Genomic DNA, 19,393 nt, shown 5'->3' on the forward strand with positions numbered 1-19,393 from the left:
TGCCCGTTTTGCTGGGCATTTCGGCGTTATGGTGCTGGGGTGATCCAGGCCATCGGATTGACCAGCAATGCCCGCCGCAAGGCCCGGCCCACGGTCGCCGACCTCACCTTCGAGGTGCGGCAGGGCGAGGTGACCGGGCTGCTCGGGCCGGCCGGTTCGGGCAAGTCGACCGCGCTGCGCCTGCTGCTCGGCGCGGAGGCCGGCCGCGGGGTCACGCTGGTCGACGGGCGGCCGCTGCACGAGTTGGCCCAGCCCGCGCGGGAGATCGGCGCCCTGCTCGGCGATGTGCCCGGGCACCCGCGCCGTACCGCGCGCGGCCATCTGCGCATGCTGTGCTCGGCGTACGGGCTGCCGTCGGGACGAGCGGAGGAGGTACTGGAGGTGGTCGGGCTCGACGCGGTGGCCGACGAGCGGCTGGAGGCGTACTCGCTCGGCATGGACCGGCGGCTCGGTTTCGCCGTCGCCCTGCTGTCGCAGCCGCGCGCCCTGGTCCTGGACGACCCCGCCCGGGGCCTGCTGCCCAGGGAAGCGGCCTGGGTCCACGAACTCGCCCGGCGCCACGCGGCCGCCGGCGGAGCGGTGCTGCTGACCGGCAGGGAGGCCGGAGCGCTGGCCCGCACCGCGGACCGGGTGATCGCGATGGACAAGGGCCGCATCGTCGCCGAGGAGGCGGCCTCGGAGTTCGCCCGGACGCGTCTGCGGCCGTACGTCGCGGTGCGCTCGCCGTATGCCCAGCGGCTCGCCGAACTGCTGCGTGGGGACGGCGCGGAGGTGGTGGCCGCGAGTGGCAGCCGGATCGCGGTGTACGGGACGACCTCGGCCGCGGTGGGCGAGACCGCCTACCGGCACGGCATCCTGCTGCACCAGCTCGCCGACTCCCCGGAACAGCGGCCGGCGTCGGGAGGGACCGGAGACGGTTCGGGCCGGGCGCCGGGCGACGCCGGCACCGAGGGCGAGGGCGAACGGCCCCGGCTGCGGCGGACGGTGGTGCGCACCCCCCGGCGCATCGGCCACCGCCCCGGCCCGGTGCGGCCGGTGGGGTACGAGATGCGCCGGGCGTACGGGGTGCGCACCCCGTGGCCCACCGTGGCCGCCGCCCTGCTGTGCTCCCTGCTCGCCACCGCCCTGCTCGTACGCACCGGCACCGCCGGCACCTCGCCGCTGCGGCTGCTGTCGGGCTGGGCGCCCGAACTGCCGCTGCCCGCCGCGGCCGTCGGCGCCGGGCTGCTCGGCGCGCTCAGCTACGGGCAGGAGTTCCGCTACCCGGCCCTGGCTCCGGGCTACGGTCCCGAGCCGCGCAGCCTGCGCCTGCTGGCGGCGAAGCTCGCGGTGGGCGCCCTCACCGCCGCCCTGCTGGCCGCGGCGGCGACCGCGGCCGACCTCGCGGCCCTGCACCTCCTGGCAGGCCACGGCCGCGCCCCGGACCCCGCCGCTCACCCCGCGGCCCTCGCCGTCTGGACCGGACTCGCCGTCGCCTGCTCCTGGGCCGGCGTGCTCGCGGCCGCGCTCTTCCGCACCACCGCGCTGGGCTTCTGCGCGGTGCTGGCCGTGCCACTGCTGGTCGTTCCCGGCGTGCGCGCGCTGCTCGGCGGACAGGAGGCAACCGAACTCGCCGACGCCGGCGACGCGTTGTGGTCGGTGCTGAGCGGGGCGTCGCAGGACGGCGGCGGGCGGGTCTCCGCGGTGCTGCGTTTCGCCGGTCAACCGCTCGTGCTGGGGCTGGCGTTGGTGCTGCTCGCCCTCGCGGGGGCGTACGCGGCAAGCACGTTGCGCGGGCGGCGTCAGGAGCGGCGCTCAACTGCCTTGCAAACCGGGCAAACTGCCCCGCTCACCGGCAAGAAGGGATGATTCATCAGGAAAAGCGTCAATGATCAGGTGATGAGTGCTCACCCTTTCGTGTGCTTTTCAGCAAAGCCCTCAAGGCGTGCACCGGCATCGCCGACAAAGGATGCGTGAGTACCCTTGCGCATTCGATGATGACCGCGGCCCGTTCGGCCGACTCCGGTATCGCCGGCCCGGGCGAGCTGGACCGCTATCCGTACCCCGAGGCCCCCGGCGCCGACCGCCCCGGGCTGACGTCCTGGGACGGCGTCGAGCCGGACATGGGCCGGATGGGCCGGCGGGCCGGCAGCAGCCGGGGCCGCGGACTGCACGGCCAACTCGTCCAGCAGCTCGGGCAGATGATCGTCTCGGGCGACCTCGGCGCCGACCGCCCGCTGGTCCCCGAGGAGATCGGGCAGCGCTTCGAGGTCTCCCGCACGGTGGTGCGCGAGTCGCTGCGCGTGCTGGAGGCCAAGGGCCTGGTCAGTGCCCGGCCCAACGTCGGCACCCGGGTCCGCCCGGTCGGCGACTGGAACCTGCTCGACCCCGACATCATCGAATGGCGCGCCTTCGGGCCCCAGCGCGAGGACCAGCGCCGCGAGCTGGTCGAGCTGCGGGCGACCATCGAGCCGGTCGCCGCGCGCCTGGCCGCCGGGCACGGCCGCGAGGACGTCCAGCAGCGGCTGGTCGACATGGCCGAGATCATGGCCCACGCCGGTGCCCAGGGCGACAGCCTCACCTTCACCCGCGCCGACGTCGAGTTCCACTCGCTGGTCCTCCAGCTCGCCGGTAACCGGATGCTGGAGCACCTGTCCGGCATCGTCTCGGCCGCGCTGCACGTCTCGGGCGGCTCGGCCAGCGGCTGCGACCGCCTGGGGGACACCTCCGTCGGGCTGCACCACCGGATCGTCGAGGCGCTCGCCGCCGGCGACGGCGGCACCGCCGAGGCGGCGATGCGCCAGCTGCTCGCCGCGCCCGCCGAGCAGGCGGCGGCCCCGGCCGACCACGTCGTGCCGGCCCCCCGCGAGCACTGAGGGCCCGCGGCCGCCGCGGACCCGCCCGTAAGGGAGGGGACCCGCGGCGGCCGGCCAGTGGCAGATGCCAGGCTTTGGCAGGGACCGTTACGATTTGGGGTGTGACTCGGGCCACGTAAGCTTGGCGTAACGCTTGGCGAGGCAGTGCGATGACTTAAGAGGTGGCTGCCGCACACGGAATGTTCACCGGAACATCCGATGCCGGGTCCGGCGTCGGATGACCGTGCGGTTCCACCGAGTCGTTCCCATCGTTCCGAGAGGTTGTTCGTGTCGGCCAGCACATCCCGTACGCTCCCGTCCGAGATCGCCGAATCCGAGTCTCTGATGGCGCTCATCGAGCAGGGAAAGGCCCAGGGCCAGATCTCCGCTGACGACGTGCGTCGGGCGTTCGAAGCGGAGATTCCGGCAACCCAGTGGAAGACCGTTCTGCGCAGCCTCAACCAGGTCCTCGACGAGGAGGGTGTGACGCTGATGGTGACAGCCGCTGAGGCGCCCAAGCGCACCCGTAAGAGCGTCGCAGCCAAGAGCCCGGCGAAGCGTACTGCCACCAAGACGGTCGCCACCAAGGCGGCGGCCCCAGCCAAGAAGACCGTAGCGCCCAAGGCCCCCGCCCCACAGGCGGTGGTCGAGGCCGAGACAACGGTGGAGCCCACGGTGGAGGCGGACAACACAGCCAAGAAGGCGCCTGCGAAGAAGACCGCCGCCAAGAAGACGGCTGCCAAGAAGGCCCCTGCGAAGAAGGTCGCGGCCAAGAAGACCGCGGCCCCCCAGCCGGGCGAGGACGAGGCGGTCGAGGCGGAGGAGCTGCTGGAGGACGTGGCGCCCGGCAAGGTCGGCGAGGAGGAGCCGGAGAAGCCGGAGTCCGAGAGCTTCGTGCTCTCCGACGACGACGAGGACGACGCGCCCGCGCAGCAGGTCGCCGTCGCCGGCGCCACGGCCGACCCGGTCAAGGACTACCTGAAGCAGATCGGCAAGGTCCCCCTGCTCAACGCCGAGCAGGAGGTCGAGCTCGCCAAACGGATCGAGGCCGGCCTGTTCGCCGAGGACAAGCTCGCCGCGGCCGACAAGCTCGCCCCCAAGCTCAAGCGCGAGCTGGAGATCATCGCCGAGGACGGCCGCTGGGCCAAGAACCACCTGCTGGAGGCGAACCTCCGCCTGGTGGTCTCGCTGGCCAAGCGCTACACCGGCCGCGGCATGCTCTTCCTGGACCTGATCCAGGAGGGCAACCTGGGCCTGATCCGCGCGGTGGAGAAGTTCGACTACACCAAGGGCTTCAAGTTCTCGACCTACGCCACGTGGTGGATCCGCCAGGCGATCACCCGCGCGATGGCCGACCAGGCGCGCACCATCCGTATCCCGGTGCACATGGTCGAGGTCATCAACAAGCTGGCGCGCGTCCAGCGGCAGATGCTCCAGGACCTGGGCCGCGAGCCCACCCCGGAGGAGCTGGCCAAGGAACTCGACATGACCCCCGAGAAGGTCATCGAGGTCCAGAAGTACGGCCGCGAGCCCATCTCGCTGCACACCCCGCTGGGCGAGGACGGCGACAGCGAGTTCGGCGACCTCATCGAGGACTCCGAGGCGGTGGTGCCCGCCGACGCGGTGAGCTTCACGCTTCTGCAGGAACAGCTGCACTCCGTCCTCGACACCCTCTCCGAGCGCGAGGCGGGCGTGGTCTCGATGCGCTTCGGGCTCACCGACGGGCAGCCCAAGACGCTGGACGAGATCGGCAAGGTCTACGGGGTCACGCGCGAGCGCATCCGCCAGATCGAGTCGAAGACGATGTCCAAGCTGCGCCACCCGTCGCGCTCCCAGGTGCTGCGCGACTACCTCGACTGACCCGTCCCCTTCGGGGCGCGGCCGATCGATCTGCGGATGCGGCCTCCTGACCGGTGGACAACTCTGGGTGCACGGAGTTGTTCACAGAGTCAGGAGGCCGTATGCGTTTCCGCGTCCGTACCGTCATCGCGGCGATAGTCGGGCTGCTGCCCGCCCTTGCCGTGCCCCTCGTGCTGCCGGCCGGGCAGGCGGCAGCCCACGAGGTCGTGGTCGGCGGCACCCCGACGACCACGCAGCAGGAACCCTGGGTGGTGGCGCTCTCCAGCCGTTCGCGGTTCGGCGCCGACCGCTCGGGTCAGTTCTGCGGAGGTGTGGCGGTCGGGCCGCGCACCGTGGTCACGGCGGCGCACTGCTTCGGCGAGGAGGCCCTCGGTGTGGACGACTGGCACCAACTGCCCGATCTGCGGGTCATCGCCGACCGTACGGACCTCAGTGGCGACAGTGGCGAGGAGCTTCAGCTGTCGCAGGTCTGGGTGAACCCGGACTTCGATCAGACGACCAACGCGAACGACATCGCGGTCGTCACCCTTGCGGACGACCTGCCGAGCGGCGCCTCGATCCCGCTGGCGCAGTCCTCGGACACCGCCGACTACCAGGCGGGCACTCCCGCCGAGGTGTACGGGTGGGGTGACACCACGGGGAACGGCGACTACCCGACGACGCTGCACACGGCGAGCGTCGACATCCTCGCGGACAGCGACTGCGAGCACGCCTACCCCGGCGGCTCCGTCGGCACCTACCAGCCGGCGTCCATGGTGTGCGCGGGGGTCGACGGTGGCGGGCGGGACGCCTGCCAGGGGGACAGCGGCGGCCCACTGGTCGTGGCCGGCCGCTTGGTGGGACTCGTCTCCTGGGGCAACGGCTGCGCTCTTGCCGGATACCCCGGCGTGTACACGCGCGTGTCCGCCATGGCCGACCTGGTGGCCGAGCACATGTGAGCGCACGTCGGAACGCGTCAGGTGACGACCGGTGAGCCCGGCGTCACAGTGGGCATGCCTGCGGGCGGACACCCCCTGGTGGGGTCCATCCGCCCGCGGTCAGAACTCGTCGCTGGTGCGGTGTGTCAGCGCTCGTCCGCTCCCGCCGACGCCGGGGTCTCGGTGAGCCGGCCGGTCTCGTCCTGTATCTCGGCTGCGATCTTCTTCAGTTCGGGCTCGAACTTGCGGCCGTGGTGGGCGCAGAAGAGCAGCTCTCCACCGCTGATGAGCACGACGCGCAGGTAGGCCTGAGCGCCGCAGCGGTCACAGCGGTCTCCCGCCGTCAGCGGGCTCGCGGGGGTCAGAACAGTAGTCACGTCGCCTCTTCTCTAGCTCGACGAGCTGTCGTACCAGGGTCAACATCCAACCAGGCCGAAAACGTTCCCGCTGACGGCTTTTTCTCGAAACCGACCTCGGGGTGACTGGGTGTTACCGATTGGCGGCGAATAGGAGTCAGGTGCGTCAGATGCTGCGTTATGGGGGCATGTGTGGTGCGGTGTCCGGACTTGCCCCCCGACTGGGTGCCGGGTTGTTGGAGAGGACGTGCCCGGAGCCTAAATGGTTCATGCCTCTTTGGGAACGTGACATGTGTATCACTCGTGCGGGTTATCGAACGCCTGATCGACCAGGGCTAGGATGAGAGGCCGGATACCGGGTCGCGACAGCTCCCACCTGCTCCGCCTCGGTACCCTCTCACCGACATGGCTGAACAGCTGAAGACCTGGATCGAGGAGTTGTCCGCGTGACCGCCGAAACATCCGTGCCATCCTCCGCGCTGCTGGCGGGCGCTGGTGATCGCGACGGCTCCAACTACACCGCGCGGCACCTTCTCGTCCTGGAAGGGCTGGAAGCGGTCCGTAAGCGGCCCGGTATGTACATCGGATCGACGGACAGCCGCGGCCTGATGCACTGCGTGTGGGAGATCATCGACAACGCCGTCGACGAGGCGCTGGCCGGCAACGGCGAGCACATCGAGGTCGTCCTCGGCGCCGACGGCTCGGTCGAGGTCCGCGACCAGGGCCGCGGCATCCCGGTCGACATCGAGCCCAAGACCGGCATGTCCGGGGTCGAAGTCGTGATGACCAAGCTGCACGCCGGCGGCAAGTTCGGGGGCGGCTCGTACGCGGCTTCCGGCGGCCTGCACGGCGTGGGCGCCTCCGTCGTGAACGCCCTGTCCGCGCGGCTGGACGTCGAGGTGGACCGCGGCGGCCACACCTACGCGATCAGCTTCCGCCGCGGTGTGCCGGGCGTCTTCAGCGGGCCCGGTCCCGACGCGCCCTTCGAGCCCGCCGACGGCCTGACGAAGACGAAGAAGATCCCCCGCACCCGCACCGGCACCCGCGTGCGCTACTGGGCGGACCGTCAGATCTTCCTCAAGGACGCCAGGCTCTCCCTGGAGACGCTCCACCAGCGGGCCCGGCAGACCGCCTTCCTCGTCCCCGGCCTGACGATCGTGGTGCGCGACGAGCGCGGCATCGAGTCCGAGCAGCCTGTCGAGGAGGTCTTCCACTACGACGGCGGCATCAGCGAGTTCTGCGAGTACCTCGCCCCGGACAAGCCGATCTGCGACGTCCTGCGGCTCACCGGCACCGGCACCTTCAAGGAGACCGTCCCGGTCCTCGACGACCGCGGCCACATGACCGCCACCGAGGTCACCCGCGAACTCGGCGTCGACATCGCCCTGCGCTGGGGCACCGGCTACGACACGACGACCCGCTCCTTTGTCAACATCATCGCCACGCCCAAGGGCGGCACCCACGTCACCGGATTCGAGCGGTCGGTCACCAAGACGGTCAACGAGGTGCTGCGCGCCACCAAGCTGCTCCGGGTCGCCGAGGACGACATCGTCAAGGACGACGCCATGGAGGGCCTGACCGCCGTGGTCACCGTCCGGCTCGCCGAGCCGCAGTTCGAGGGCCAGACCAAGGAGGTGCTGGGCACCTCCGCGGCCAACCGGATCGTGGCCGCGGTCGTCGCCAAGGAACTCAAGGAGTTCCTGACCTCCACCAAGCGCGACTCCAAGGCGCAGGCAAGGGCCGTGCTGGAGAAGGCCGTTGCCGCCGCCAGGACCCGGATCGCCGCCCGCCAGCACAAGGAGGCGCAGCGCAGGAAGACCGCCCTGGAGACCTCCTCGCTGCCCGCCAAGCTCGCCGACTGCCGCAGCGACGACGTCGAGCGCAGCGAACTGTTCATCGTGGAGGGCGACTCGGCGCTCGGCACGGCCAAGCTCGCCCGCAACTCCCAGTTCCAGGCGCTGCTGCCGATCCGCGGCAAGATCCTCAACGTGCAGAAGTCCTCCGTCTCGGACATGCTCAAGAACGCCGAGTGCGGCGCGATCATCCAGGTCATAGGAGCCGGCTCCGGCCGCACCTTCGACATCGACCAGGCGCGGTACGGCAAGGTGATCTTCCTGGCGGACGCCGACGTGGACGGCGCCCACATCCGCTGCCTGCTGCTGACCCTCTTCCAGCGCTACATGCGGCCCATGGTCGAGGAGGGCCGGGTCTTCTCCGCGGTGCCCCCGCTGCACCGGATCGAGCTGGTGCAGCCCAAGAAGGGCCAGGACAAGTACCTGTACACCTACTCGGACAACGAGCTGCGGCAGACCCTGCTCGACCTCCAGCGGCGCAACATCCGCTACAAGGACAGCATCCAGCGCTACAAGGGCCTCGGCGAGATGGACGCCAACCAGCTGGCCGAGACCACGATGGACCCCCGCCACCGCACCCTGCGCCGCATCAACATCAGCGACCTCGAAGCCGCCGAGCGCGCCTTCGACCTCCTGATGGGCAACGAGGTGGCCCCCCGTAAGGAGTTCATCACCAACTCGGCGGGCACTTTGGACCGCGCGCGGATCGACGTCTGACCCGCGGCGGAGCGTGTGGGCGGGCCCGGGACTACCCTTGCGGTCCGCACAGAGTCCGCAGCCGAATTGCCGTGAGGTCGGTTCGGGGGAGGGGCTATGCGGCCTGCTGGTCTTGCGCGTTGCCCTTGTGGGGGCTGTCCGCGTACGCCTTGTCCACGGCTGCGCGGGAGCGTTGCTCGGAGTCGGGCCACAGGTGGGTGTAGATGTTGAGCGTCATGGCTGCGTTGGTGTGGCCGAGGCGCTCGGAGACGGTTTTCACGGACTCGCCGTGCTTGATGAGCAGGCTGGCGTAGTGGTGCCGCAGGGCGTGCGGCCCAACGCCTGCCGGGATTCCGGCCTTCTCGCAGGCCGGCAGCCGGACGCGTCTTCTGAAGGCGTTGAGGCGATGGGGCCGCCTTCAGGCGTGGTGAACAGCCAGTTGTCGCCAGCCGCCACCGGGAACGCCTCCAGGTGCGCCTTGAGGGCTTCTACGGCCATCTTCGGGAGTGGCACGGTGCGGTAGGAGCGGTCGGTCTTCGGCGGTCGCGGCATCGCGGCCTGCCGACCGTGGGGCTCCGAGCACCACGTGATCACCGACGCGCACGGCACCCCGCTGGTCGTCACCCTCACCGGCGGCAACCGCCACCCGTCAACGCTGTCACCCGGCTCATGCCCCTGCTGGACGCGATACCGCACGTCCGCGGCAGACGGGCCGGCCCCTGCACAGCCCCCGGCAGGTGTACGCCGACCGCGGCTACGACTACGACAAGTACCCCGCATGCTGTGGAAGAGCCGATCATCGCCCGCCGCGGCACAGCACACGGCTCCGGCCTGGACGTCCACCGCTGGGCGGTCGAGCGGACGAACGCCTGGATCCACGGCTTCCGGCGCCTGCGCATCCGCTGGAAAGTCCGCGACGACATCCACGAGGCCTTCCTCAAGCTCGCCTGCTGCGTCATCACCCACCGACCCGTCCGCGCATTGGTTTAGCTCCTCTCAGCGGGCGGGGACTGGGCCGGAGCCTGTCGAACGGCTCCCGCGCTGCCGTTCGGAACGATGGCCTCGGTCGCCTCGGTCGCCTCTGTGCCGTGCGCCCAATGGGCCGTTCAGACGCCCCGGCGGGGAGCCGCGAAGGTGGTCAGTATGAGGTCGATGAGCGCTTGGGCGGCGGCGGAGGGGCGGCGGTCGGCCGCCGTGATCAGTGAGATTTCGAAGACCGGCTCCGGCCGTACCGGCAAGAGCGCGACTGCGCGGGTGCCCGTGGTCAGTGACTCGCTCAGGAAGGCGAAGCCGAACCCGGCTCTGACGAGCTCGACGACCGTGGGGACGTCAGCGACCTCCACGGTGACCCGTCGGTGCACACCGGACTTCTGGCACATTCGGTCCGCGCTGAGCCGGGTGCCCCAACCCGGGGGGAAGTCGACGAACGACTCGTTGTCGAGCTCGGTGAGCGGCACGATACGGCGTTCGGTGAGCGGGTGGCCGACCGGGCAGGCCAGTCGCATCGGTTCCGACGCCAGCGGTTGGACTGTCAGGCCGGCTGGATAGTCGCTGGGCAGCGCAGCGAAAGCCAGGTCGAGTTCTCCGTCGATCACCTGGCGTGCCAGCTCCATGGAGCCGCCCTGGGCGGGGCTGGGGACGATTCGTACGTCTGGGCGCTCCTGGTGGTAGCGGGTCAGTACTGCGGCCAGGTCGATCAGGGTCAGCGAATGCATGATGCCGACGCGTACCGTCCCGCGCAGCCCACCGTGGACCGCGGCGACGGCGTCGCGGGCGCTTTCCACCGCGGCCAGCGCGGTGCGCGCCTCTGTCAGGAGGGCCCGACCCGCATCGGTGAGGTCGACGTGGTGGGTCGTGCGATCGAGCAGCTTGCTGCCCAGCTCGCGCTCCAGCGACCGGACCGAGACGGACAGTGTCGACTGCACCAGGTGCAGGCGTGCGGCGGCCCTGGTGAAGCTGCGCTCCTCGGCGACAGCCACGAAGTGCTCCAGGTTTCGCAGTTCCATGTCATGCTCCGCATCCATTACCGTCATGCATATTTTTCGTTGGACAGCATAAGCGTCGGGATCGGAGGCTGATGAGGTCGGACGCGGAAACCCTTTCGCGCTCCTCTCACGGACCACGTGACAAGGAACCACCTCATGTCTTCTGTCATCACCGCCGGGCCCGAGCACGAGGGGAAGCGCCCCTCGGACGCCCGCCGCCGGCACCATTCGTTCGGGTTTTGGGCCGCCGCGGTGGCCTTCCTGGTGAACATGGGCTTCTCGGCGGTGCCGACACCCCTCTACGTGCTGTATCAGCGGCGTGACCACTTCTCCACGATCATGCTGACGGTGGTGTACGCCGTGTACGCGGTGGGGGTCATCGCCAGCCTCTTCTTCGGCGGACACGTGTCGGACTGGGTGGGGCGCAAGCGGGTATTCGTCCCGGCCCTCCTGATCAATGTGGTCAGCGCGCTCATCTTCCTGTTCGCTCCCGGGCTAGCCGGACTCCTCGTGGCCCGAGTTGTCAGCGGGATATCCGTCGGTCTGACCACCGCGACCGCGACCGCCTACCTCGCCGAGTTGCACATCGGGCGATCGGTTGAACGGCGCTCATCCCGTCGTGCGCAGGTCGTGGCTGCCGCGGCCAACCTCGGTGGCATCGGTTTCGGGCCGCTCGTCTCCGGGCTCCTGGCCCAGTACGCGCCGCAACCGCTGCGGCTGCCCTACATCCTGTTCGCGGCTGCCCTGTTCGTGCTCGCCGTCCTTGTCCTGGTCTCGCCGGAGACCGCCGTACGCCCGCAGCCCGCACCGCGGTACCGGCCGCAGCGCATCGCGGTACCGGGACACGCCCGCCCGATGTTCTTCCTCGCCACCGCCGCGGGTATCGCCTCCTTCGCCGTTTTCGGTGTGTTCAACTCGCTGGCGCCCTCGTTCCTGGCCGGCACCATGCACCAGCACTCGCACGCGGTGGCCGGCGCGGTGGCGTTCGCCGCGTTCGCCGCGGGTGCCGTCGCCCAGATCGCCATGAGCCGTGCCGGCATGCCCCGCACCCTCGGTACCGGACCTATGGTCCTGGTGCCGGGGCTCGCGCTCCTCGTCGGCGGAATGTGGCTGCCCAGCCTGGCCATGTTCGTGATCGGCGGGGTACTGACCGGCGCTGGCGGCGGTCTGGTCTTCCGGGGCGCGCTCACCGCCGTCGGGTCGACCGCGCCGCCGGACTCACGCGCCGAGGTGCTTGCCGGCTTCTTCCTCGGCGCGTACATCGGACTGTCGGTTCCTGTGGTGGGCCTGGGCATCGCCACCCAGTACGTCCCCGCCCGTACGGCGATGCTGGCGTTCGTGGTGATCGCGGCCCTCGCCGTGGTGCTTTGCGGCCGCAGCGTCAGCGCGCGTCACATCCGGAGCAAGCCGGGCACGCCACTCCAGTAACCGCCTTCCCGCCGCGTACACCCGATCCCCGAAGGGTCGTTGCGGAGGACTGGCAAGCCGGCGTGCGCCGCGTCGCACATGTCGACAGGCCCGACCGCGCAGCTGCCCGACCACCTACCGGGCTCGGCCGCGGTCGGCGGAAGAGGGCAGTCGCAGACACCCGTGAGCGAATCAGGTTCCCGCCCTCAGGGCCTGGGGGAGCGGCTTGGCGCGGCAGGCCGCTGTGGACTCGCGGACGACACACGGCCCCTCGAAACGGACGGCGCGCGGAGCGATCCCTTGGCCGGCGTCCTCCTGGTCGATGCGCTGCAGGAGCAGGCGTGCGGCCATGTCCCCCATTTCCCTGAGGGGCAGTTCGTACGTGGTGAGCGGCGGACCGGCGATGCGGAACCATTGCGGGTTGAGGAAAAATGCTCACTGCCAGTGGGTCGAAAAGCCGAAGGCGGGGACGCGGGCATCCGCGGTCTTCTTCGTCCGCTGTCCGGCTCAAGGAGGTCGCCTCCTGCGCCAACTGTGTCTGCCTGGTCCTCCGGAGTGTATTTCTGGCCTGCCATGCGCGACGAGCGAGCGATCGCTCCGGCCGGACAGGCCAGGGCAACCATCGGGTCATAACGCGCGATCACACCAAAGAATGATAGAGGTCAAAGGTGCGGCACCGGGCACCACAGGCCGCGCATAAATGGGTCCTCCCCCGATCTGCCCGTTCTGCGACGCTCTCAATTCTGGTCAAGTCGGTCGCGAACAATCCGAAAGCCACTGACCAGCCCTCGCGCCACCCCGATGCCGCACCCGGAAAAACACAGGTCGCTCTCAGGAGAATGCAACTGCTCTCACATCCTCGGCAGTCATGATCGAGATGGTTCGAATCCGAGCTGAGGAGCCATTTCGTGATTGCAGTAAACTCATCCCACTCGAACGACGGCGAAGGGGCCAGTACAGCCGGCCACACGCGCCGAAAGGGGGGCCACCGGAAGAACAAGAAGGCTGTGCTCATCGCGGGAGCCGCGGCGACGGCTGCCCTCGCGGGCTTCGTCACGGTCGGAACTTCGATGGCGTCCACTCCCTCGCCGACCGCCTCCGTGACGCCGACCGCGCTGCCGAGCGACGGCGGCCAGCGCAGCGACCCGTCCGACGGCGGCGCCACCGGCATCGTCCAGTCGACCTCCGCCACCGGCTTCACCTTCAAGACGGCCACCGGTATTTCGGTCACGGCGACGGACGACGCGCACACCGTGTTCACCCGCAGCAACCACCGCACCTCGGCCGAGCAGGTGCAGGACGGCGCCAGCGTCCTCGTCCTCGGCCTGGTCGACAGCACTGCCATCACGGCGTCCAAGGTCGAGATCCAGCCGCACGGCGACGGCGGCGCCGCGGCGTCCGAGAAGGCGGGCGTGATCGCCTTCACACAAGGCACGCCGTCGCCCGACAAGTCCGTCGGCACCATCCCCGACTACACCGAGGGCGAGGGGACCATCGTCAGCGGCCCGACCGCCGACAAGGCCACCCAGGCCGCCCAGGCCGTCGTGCCCGGCGGTATCGCCGACCGTGTCGTCAAGCTCGACGACGGTGAGTACGAGGTGCACAACATCAGCATCAACTGGCCGCACCACGTCTTCGTGAACCAGGACTTCAAGGTCGTCGGCTGGGAGTGAGCCGTAAGCCCGGAAGGGCACCTTCACTCAGCGGGCTGCCCCCGACACCTCTCAGCGTCGGGGGCAGCCCCATGCCTTGCGTTCGCGCTAATCCGCGCATCAGATCAGGTCCGTCGGGGTGGGTGTCGAGGCCAGGCAGCACGAGCTGCTGATGCGGGGCGTGGGCGCCGGCCCGCCAGGTCGCCTCCCGTCAGGTCGCCCCCCGCCGGGCGGCGTCGAGGCTGGTGAGGGCGCCTGCAGTGGCGAGCAGTTCGAGGAGCTTCGCGTTGAGCCCGGCGCGGCGGTCGACGTCGTCCAGGTCCCGGGACGGCTGTTCTGCACGGGCGGCCAGGAGCGTGGCTGCGGCCTCTTGGGACAGGCCGTGGACGCTGGTACGCCCACGGCGGGTCGCCGGACCCGGTCCCGTCGACCCCACGGGCAAGGGACCGGCCCGCTGGACTACGGGGCCGTGCCGGCCGTCGGGCTTCGCGATGTGTCAGGCCGCCTTGCGGGAGGCGAGGAGTTCGGCGACCGCCTGCGATGCATGGATGGCGCGGGGGAAGCCGCCGGGGATAGTGGTCGGGTAGACGATCTCCTTCAGCTCGTTCTCGGTGGCGGCCGCGTTGAGGGCGTAGCCTCCGTGGATCTTGATGAAGTCGCCCAGGCCGAGGACGGCGAAGGACGCGACGAGGGCGAGCCGGCGGGTGCGGACGTCGAGGATGTCCCGGGCGAAGACCTCGCCGACCGCGTAGGCGTTGACGGCGTTGGCCAGGAACGGGAAGTCGCCGTCGAGCGAGGTCGGGCGGGCGCCGCCGCTGAGTGACGGCACGACGTCCTCGCCGTGGCGGCGGACGGCGGTGGTCTCGTCCGGGTCGACGGTGTTGGCGGACATGCGGGGTTGCTCTCCAAGGGGTCGTGCCGGGAGTGGTGTGTCAGGAGCCGCGGCGGTGTCAGGCGTGCCGCGGGGCCGCGACCGGGAGGGGGCGGTCGAGATAGTCGTGGGCGTCGGCGACGAGCCCGTCGCGGACCCGCCAGACGAAGCAGGGCCGGCCTCGCCGCGCCTGCCCCCGCGACCGTGTCCGCCCAGTAGCCGCCGACCGGTCGCGCCAGCGCCGGCGAGGGGGAACGGGGGCCTTGTCCGGGCCTTGGCTCCTCCGGCGAACCAACCGCTCAGCCCACGAGGCACGTCGGCACGAGCTCGCCGGCTCCCCGGCAGCAAACTCTGTCGGGGACCCGGGAGAGAACGAGGTCAGCCTTGCGGGTCTGTGGGCGGCAGAGGGTCGAGAACAGGGTTGGTCAGGTGCTGGTAGATGATCGCGGTGCGGAAGCCGACGATCTCGCGCCGGTTGGTGAACTGGTCCAGGAGGAAGGCATGCAGATGGTCGATGTCCTGGGCCGTGACGTGCACGAGGAAGTCGTCGCTGCCGGCCATCGTGTAGACCGAGACGACTTCCGGCAGCCGGGTCACCGACTGCTCGAAGGCGGCGACGACGTTCCGGCGCAGTGGCCGGATCTGGGCGGAAACCATGGCCTGGACCGGGCGGTTGAGGGCCCTTAGGGAGACCTGGGCCTTGTATCCCTGGATGATCCCGCGTCGGTGCAGCAGCCTGGTGCGTTCGAGGCAGGTGGACGGCGCGATGCCGAGCTTCTCCGCGAGTGCGCGGTTGGAGAGCCGGCCATCGACTTGCAGATGATGCACGATCGCCGAATCAACTTCGTCCATGACTGCCTCCACGCCCCGTGGCCCGAATTTCATTCGGCTCAACGCCGGTTGGTCTGCACGTCAGTCTAGCTTCGTGGGCGTGAGCCAATCATTTGCACATGAAGAGGTCGTCGTCCGTCGCGGAAGCCGCTCGGGGCTGCCGCTTGTCGTCGCTGTCCACTCCCGGGCCCTGGGCCCGGCCGTCGGGGGCTGCCGGCTGCGCCGCTACGACACCTGGCAGGACGGGCTGGCGGACGCGTTGCGCCTGTCGGAGGCCATGACCTACAAGGCCGCGGTGGCCGGCCTGGACTTCGGTGGCGGCAAGGCAGTGATCGCCCTCGGCAAGGACACCGAACTCACCGCCGATGTCCGCGAGGCCGCCCTTGAGGATCTGGGCCAGGTGATCGCCTCCTTGGAAGGGTCGTACCGGACCGGCCCCGACATCGGCACCGGCCCTGACGACATGGTGGTCCTGAAGCGCTTCTCGCCCTACGCCTACTGCGCCCCTGAGGAGCACGGCGGGACCGGCGATTCCGGCGGTCCCACCGCCGTAGGGGTTCTGGCCGCCCTGCATGCCGGTGCCCGGCACGTGTTCGGCGACTCCTCCTGCGCCGGACGTACGGTGGTCATCAGCGGATTCGGCTCGGTCGGGGGCGGCATTGCGGAGGGCCTGGCCGCCGAAGGCGCTCGCGTCGTGGTGTCGGACGTGGACCCGTCCCGCAGGGAGGCCGCCCTGGCGAACGGGTACGGATGGGTCGAGCCCGATCAGGCGTTGTCCGCACCCGCCGACATCTTCGTCCCGGCGGCCGTCGGCGGTGTCTTCAGCGAAGAGACCGTGCCCCGGCTGGCCGCCCCTCTGGTCGTCGGCCCGGCCAACAACCAGCTCACCGTGAATTCCGTCGCCGATGCCCTCGCAGCGCACGGCGTCGTGTGGATACCCGACTACGTCGCCAGTGCCGGCGGCATCGTCTACGCGCTCAGCCGGGAGTCGGAGAGCCACAGCCACGAGGCCGCCCGCAAGCGGGTGGAGGGCATCGGCGACACGGTCAGCCACATTCTCGACCTGGCCCGCTCGACCGGCGTGACCCCGCACCGGGCCGCCCAGCAGATCGCCGAGGCCCGGCTCGCTTCGGCCGCCCCGCAGGTTCAGGGGCCCTGACGGCCGAGGTGGGAACGTCCCCGGCCAACGCCACTGCCGGCGTCGCACGGGGGGCAACGTCATTGCGCCGTCATGTGATGGTGTGATCTCCGCTTCCGGTCTTGTCCGGGCCCGGGCAGGCGGTGGAACAGCACACCTAGAAGACGGCGAGGGGGTTGACGGGGAGTCCGGTGGCGCCGCGTACGGGAATCGTGCCGACTGCGAACAGGAAGCTGTACCGCTCGATCTCGGCGCACACCCGCGCGAGCCCGGCCACGTTGGCACAGTCGATCAGCGGCATCCCCAGTTGGGCGAGGGCCGTGTTGTGCAACGCGGGTGCCGGGCCTGACGGTTCGGGGAGTTTGTCGCCGATGTCGCCTGCGTACAGGCTCACTTCGCGCTCCGCCATCCACGCGACGGCGCTGAGCGAGGTGGTCGGCAAGGGGCCGAAAGGATCGTCGGCGGCGACCCATCCGCCGCGCACGACGAGCGCGTCACCGGACTCGACTCGCACTCCCTGGCGCTCCTCGGCCGCCGCCAGGTCGTCCGCGGTCACCACATGGTTCTCGGCAAGACGTCCTCGCGGCGCGAGGTCGAGAAACACCCCCCGGGTCACGATCCCGTCGATGAACGCCGACGACGAACTCCGGCTGACCGTCGCCCCGGCGGTGGCGTCCGAGACGGAGACGCCGGGGTAGACGGTGCCGTCGACCGGTATGTGCGCCAGGGCGTCGATGTGCGTCGACCGTGCGTGGTGGACGTTGATCAGCAGCACATCGGTCAATGCCGGGGTGGGCGAACCGATGAACGTCAGTGCCTGCAGGACCGCGGACGGCATGCCGTGCTCGGCGAACGCGACGGGTGCGGCCATGGGCACCGGTGTGATCGGGTGAGCCAGGGAGACGACACGGCCTGTCGTCGCTTCGGCCACGCCGCGGGCCCGCGCCGCGGCCGTGATGAAGTTCAGGGTGCCCCGGTCGTCGTCGGCGCCCCAGCGGCCCCGGTTGGTCGGAGATCCTTCTCCGTGCGGTCCGGCGACGTCGTCCGTGTCCATCGTTCGTTCCTCTCAGGATTCTCTGTGGTCGGTCGGGCAAAGGAGTTCGGCGCCGTGCGCGTTCGCGCCGGCTCCGTCTGCTGGATGTCAGCTGGTGGTCAGGAGCCGCCGGACCCACGCGGCCCGGGTCGCCGATGCGGTCCGCGACAGCGAGGCCTGTGGCGCCATGCCGTCGAATCCGTGGAAACCGCCCGGCCACACGTGCAGTTCGGTCTGGACGCCGGCCTGGAGCAGCCGGGCTGCGTAGTCGATGTCCTCGTCGCGGAAGGTCTCGACCGAGCCGACATCGACGAACGCGGCGGGCAGGCCGGTCAGGTCGGTCGCCCGGGCCGGGGCGGCGTAGACGCTCACCCGGTCACCGCCCCTGCGGTCGCCGAGCAGCGCGTTCCACCCGGTCCTGTTGCTGGTGGCGTCCCAGATTCCCTCGCCGTCGAGTTCGTGACTGCTGGGCGTGAGGAGCCGGTCGTCGAGCATCGGGCACATGAGCAGTTGACCCAGCAGCCGGGGGCCGCCGCGGTCGCGTGCCAGGAGGGCTGTGCCGGCCGCGAGCCCGCCGCCCGCGCTCGCCCCAGTGACGACGATGCGCTCCGGGTCGCCGCCGATCTCGGCGGCATGCTCGTGGGTCCACAGCAGACCCGCGTAGCAGTCCTCGACCGGGGCCGGATCGGGGTGTTCCGGTGCCAGGCGGTAGTCCACCGACACCACCACTGCGCCGTTGTCGACCGCCCAGTCCAGCACGCCGCCGACTCCGGTGCGGTTGTCGCCGATGATCATGCCGCCGCCGTGCATGTAGTAGAAGACGGGCGCGCCCGGCGCCGCGTCCACCGGCCTGAGGACGAGCAGCGAGATCTCGGGGGCGCCGGGCGGGCCGGGTACGGACAGGTTCTGCAGGTGGACGGTCCCGTCGCGGGCCAGATCCTCGTCGCGGACCGCGAACATGGGGTGGGCCCGCAGGCCCTCGATGTCCTCGGCGGTGATGGTCGGTGACAGGTGTTCGTGCACGACGGACAGCACTGCGGCGAGCTCCGGGTCGAGCGGTGGGTGCGTTCCGGTCATCGGTGGTTCCTCGGTTCAGGGGCGGTGGTCTTGCCGGAGAGGGGGGTGATGATGGTGTCGGCGGCCCAGCGGGCGACCTCGGTCGGGTAGGGCGCGGGCAGTCCGAGGACGATGTGGCCGAACCCGCCGTCCAGCGCCGCCCGGACGGCGTGGCGGGTGTCCCGGGGCCGGTCGTAGGAGACGGGCAGGACGATGGAACGGGTGATCTCGGCCGGGTTGCGGCCGATCTCTTCGCACAGCCGGTCCAGCTGGGTGCTGCGCTCGATCGCCTTGTCGATGCTGCCGCCGGGCATGTTCCACACGTCGGCGTGTTCGGCGGCCACGCGCAGCGTCGGGGTGGCCTGGCCACCGACGAGGATCGGCGGGTGCGGGCGCTGGACGGGTTTGGGAGCGCAGAACGCGCCCGTCAACTGGTGGTAGTCGCCGCGGAAGTCGAAAGGTGCGGGCTCGGTCCACAGTCTGCGGATGATCGCGCAGGCCTCGGCGAGGCTGCCGACCGCATGGACGGGGTCGTGGAAGGGAAGGCCGTGAGCCGCGTACTCGCGCCGGGCGGCCGGCTCGGGCCGTGAGCCGGCGCCGATACCGAACTCGAGCCGACCGCCGGAGACGACATCGACCGTGGCGGCGATCTTGGCCAGCACGGCCGGGGGACGGAACCTGTTGCTGGTGACCATCACCCCGAGCCGCAACCGCTCGGTGCGGGCGGCGAGAGCGGACAGCAGGGTCCAGCCCTCGAAGGCGGGCCCGTTCGGGTCGCCGCCGAGCGGCATGAGGTGGTCGAACAGCCAGGCGTGCTCGATCTGCGGGATGCCGTCCGCCTCGCGCCAGACCCGAAGGACGTCGGCATAGGCGACCTGGGCCGGAGCGGTCATGATTCCGAAAC

18 protein-coding genes and 1 pseudogene are annotated in these 19,393 nt (G+C 70.5%); 9 read left to right on the plus strand and 10 right to left on the minus strand.

Features of this window, described 5'->3' with window-relative positions:
- The first annotated feature begins 39 nt into the window (after nt 1–39).
- From BLR33_RS25125 to BLR33_RS25140, 4 genes are all read left to right on the plus strand, one after another.
- Nucleotides 40–1,848 (plus strand): ATP-binding cassette domain-containing protein, encoded by a 1,809-nt coding sequence (locus BLR33_RS25125; RefSeq protein ID WP_093786880.1) that lies wholly within the window; start codon nt 40–42, stop codon nt 1,846–1,848.
- 104 nt (nt 1,849–1,952) lie between these two features.
- Complete coding sequence (locus BLR33_RS25130) at nt 1,953–2,855, plus strand: FadR/GntR family transcriptional regulator (RefSeq protein WP_093786975.1); 903 nt, start codon at nt 1,953–1,955, stop codon at nt 2,853–2,855.
- Nucleotides 2,856–3,122: 267 nt separating this feature from the next.
- Complete coding sequence (locus BLR33_RS25135) at nt 3,123–4,694, plus strand: RNA polymerase sigma factor (protein ID WP_093786881.1); 1,572 nt, start codon at nt 3,123–3,125, stop codon at nt 4,692–4,694.
- 101 nt (nt 4,695–4,795) lie between these two features.
- Complete coding sequence (locus BLR33_RS25140) at nt 4,796–5,632, plus strand: S1 family peptidase (RefSeq protein ID WP_093786882.1); 837 nt, start codon at nt 4,796–4,798, stop codon at nt 5,630–5,632.
- A gap of 125 nt (nt 5,633–5,757) precedes the next feature.
- On the opposite strand, the gene BLR33_RS25145 is transcribed toward BLR33_RS25140, so the two are convergent.
- A complete protein-coding gene (locus tag BLR33_RS25145; protein WP_093786883.1) occupies nt 5,758–5,988 on the minus strand; it encodes a DUF7455 domain-containing protein in 231 nt (76 codons plus the stop codon).
- A 425-nt stretch (nt 5,989–6,413) separates the two neighbouring features.
- Here BLR33_RS25145 and BLR33_RS25150 point away from each other — a divergent pair, with 425 nt between their 5' ends.
- Entirely contained in the window at nt 6,414–8,537 is a 2,124-nt protein-coding gene (locus BLR33_RS25150) for a DNA gyrase/topoisomerase IV subunit B (protein ID WP_093786884.1), read from the plus strand.
- A 94-nt stretch (nt 8,538–8,631) separates the two neighbouring features.
- On the opposite strand, the gene BLR33_RS36295 is transcribed toward BLR33_RS25150, so the two are convergent.
- The gene (locus tag BLR33_RS36295) at nt 8,632–8,892 is read right to left on the minus strand and encodes a tyrosine-type recombinase/integrase (RefSeq protein ID WP_322987194.1); all 261 of its coding nucleotides are present in this window, start codon (nt 8,890–8,892) and stop codon (nt 8,632–8,634) included.
- Between the two features lie 195 nt (nt 8,893–9,087).
- On the opposite strand from BLR33_RS36295, the pseudogene BLR33_RS36300 reads away from it, so the two are divergent.
- Nucleotides 9,088–9,506: pseudogene (locus tag BLR33_RS36300) on the plus strand (transposase); the annotation flags it as partial.
- 116 nt (nt 9,507–9,622) lie between these two features.
- Here the strand turns inward: BLR33_RS36300 and BLR33_RS25165 are convergent.
- Nucleotides 9,623–10,549 carry a LysR family transcriptional regulator gene (locus tag BLR33_RS25165; protein ID WP_218136697.1) on the minus strand — a complete coding sequence of 309 codons (927 nt, stop codon included), beginning with the start codon at nt 10,547–10,549 and terminating at the stop codon, nt 9,623–9,625.
- 108 nt (nt 10,550–10,657) lie between these two features.
- Between BLR33_RS25165 and BLR33_RS25170 the strand changes: the two genes are divergently transcribed.
- Nucleotides 10,658–11,929 carry an MFS transporter gene (locus BLR33_RS25170; protein ID WP_093786887.1) on the plus strand — a complete coding sequence of 424 codons (1,272 nt, stop codon included), beginning with the start codon at nt 10,658–10,660 and terminating at the stop codon, nt 11,927–11,929.
- Nucleotides 11,930–12,100: 171 nt separating this feature from the next.
- Here BLR33_RS25170 and BLR33_RS25175 read toward each other — a convergent pair whose 3' ends face one another.
- The gene (locus BLR33_RS25175; RefSeq protein WP_093786888.1) at nt 12,101–12,313 is read right to left on the minus strand and encodes a substrate-binding domain-containing protein; all 213 of its coding nucleotides are present in this window, start codon (nt 12,311–12,313) and stop codon (nt 12,101–12,103) included.
- A gap of 665 nt (nt 12,314–12,978) precedes the next feature.
- Between BLR33_RS25175 and BLR33_RS25180 the strand changes: the two genes are divergently transcribed.
- On the plus strand, nt 12,979–13,581 hold the full coding sequence (locus tag BLR33_RS25180) for a hypothetical protein (RefSeq protein ID WP_176930457.1): 603 nt from the start codon (nt 12,979–12,981) through the stop codon (nt 13,579–13,581).
- 190 nt (nt 13,582–13,771) lie between these two features.
- Here the strand turns inward: BLR33_RS25180 and BLR33_RS25185 are convergent, their stop codons facing one another.
- The 3 genes from BLR33_RS25185 to BLR33_RS25195 all read right to left on the minus strand — a co-directional run bounded on the left by BLR33_RS25185 (nt 13,772) and on the right by BLR33_RS25195 (nt 15,283).
- Nucleotides 13,772–13,996, minus strand: a complete 225-nt coding sequence (locus BLR33_RS25185) for a helix-hairpin-helix domain-containing protein (protein ID WP_245771650.1) — start codon at nt 13,994–13,996, stop codon at nt 13,772–13,774.
- Between the two features lie 60 nt (nt 13,997–14,056).
- Complete coding sequence (locus BLR33_RS25190) at nt 14,057–14,452, minus strand: carboxymuconolactone decarboxylase family protein (protein ID WP_093786890.1); 396 nt, start codon at nt 14,450–14,452, stop codon at nt 14,057–14,059.
- Nucleotides 14,453–14,809: 357 nt separating this feature from the next.
- Entirely contained in the window at nt 14,810–15,283 is a 474-nt protein-coding gene (locus BLR33_RS25195; protein ID WP_093786891.1) for an Lrp/AsnC family transcriptional regulator, read from the minus strand.
- Nucleotides 15,284–15,362: 79 nt separating this feature from the next.
- Here BLR33_RS25195 and BLR33_RS25200 point away from each other — a divergent pair, with 79 nt between their 5' ends.
- Nucleotides 15,363–16,421, plus strand: coding sequence for a Glu/Leu/Phe/Val dehydrogenase family protein (locus tag BLR33_RS25200; protein WP_093786892.1), 1,059 nt, complete (start codon nt 15,363–15,365; stop codon nt 16,419–16,421).
- Nucleotides 16,422–16,557: 136 nt separating this feature from the next.
- On the opposite strand, the gene BLR33_RS25205 is transcribed toward BLR33_RS25200, so the two are convergent.
- The 3 genes from BLR33_RS25205 to BLR33_RS25215 all read right to left on the minus strand — a co-directional run bounded on the left by BLR33_RS25205 (nt 16,558) and on the right by BLR33_RS25215 (nt 19,382).
- The gene (locus BLR33_RS25205; protein WP_093786893.1) at nt 16,558–17,454 is read right to left on the minus strand and encodes a cyclase family protein; all 897 of its coding nucleotides are present in this window, start codon (nt 17,452–17,454) and stop codon (nt 16,558–16,560) included.
- 87 nt (nt 17,455–17,541) lie between these two features.
- Nucleotides 17,542–18,510, minus strand: a complete 969-nt coding sequence (locus BLR33_RS25210; protein WP_093786894.1) for an alpha/beta hydrolase — start codon at nt 18,508–18,510, stop codon at nt 17,542–17,544.
- The gene (locus tag BLR33_RS25215) at nt 18,507–19,382 is read right to left on the minus strand and encodes an LLM class flavin-dependent oxidoreductase (protein ID WP_093786895.1); all 876 of its coding nucleotides are present in this window, start codon (nt 19,380–19,382) and stop codon (nt 18,507–18,509) included. The genes BLR33_RS25210 and BLR33_RS25215 overlap by 4 nt, the downstream gene beginning before the upstream one ends.
- Nucleotides 19,383–19,393 lie beyond the last annotated feature (11 nt).

The organism is Actinacidiphila guanduensis, from assembly GCF_900103985.1.
Taxonomy (GTDB): Bacteria; Actinomycetota; Actinomycetes; order Streptomycetales; family Streptomycetaceae; genus Actinacidiphila; species Actinacidiphila guanduensis.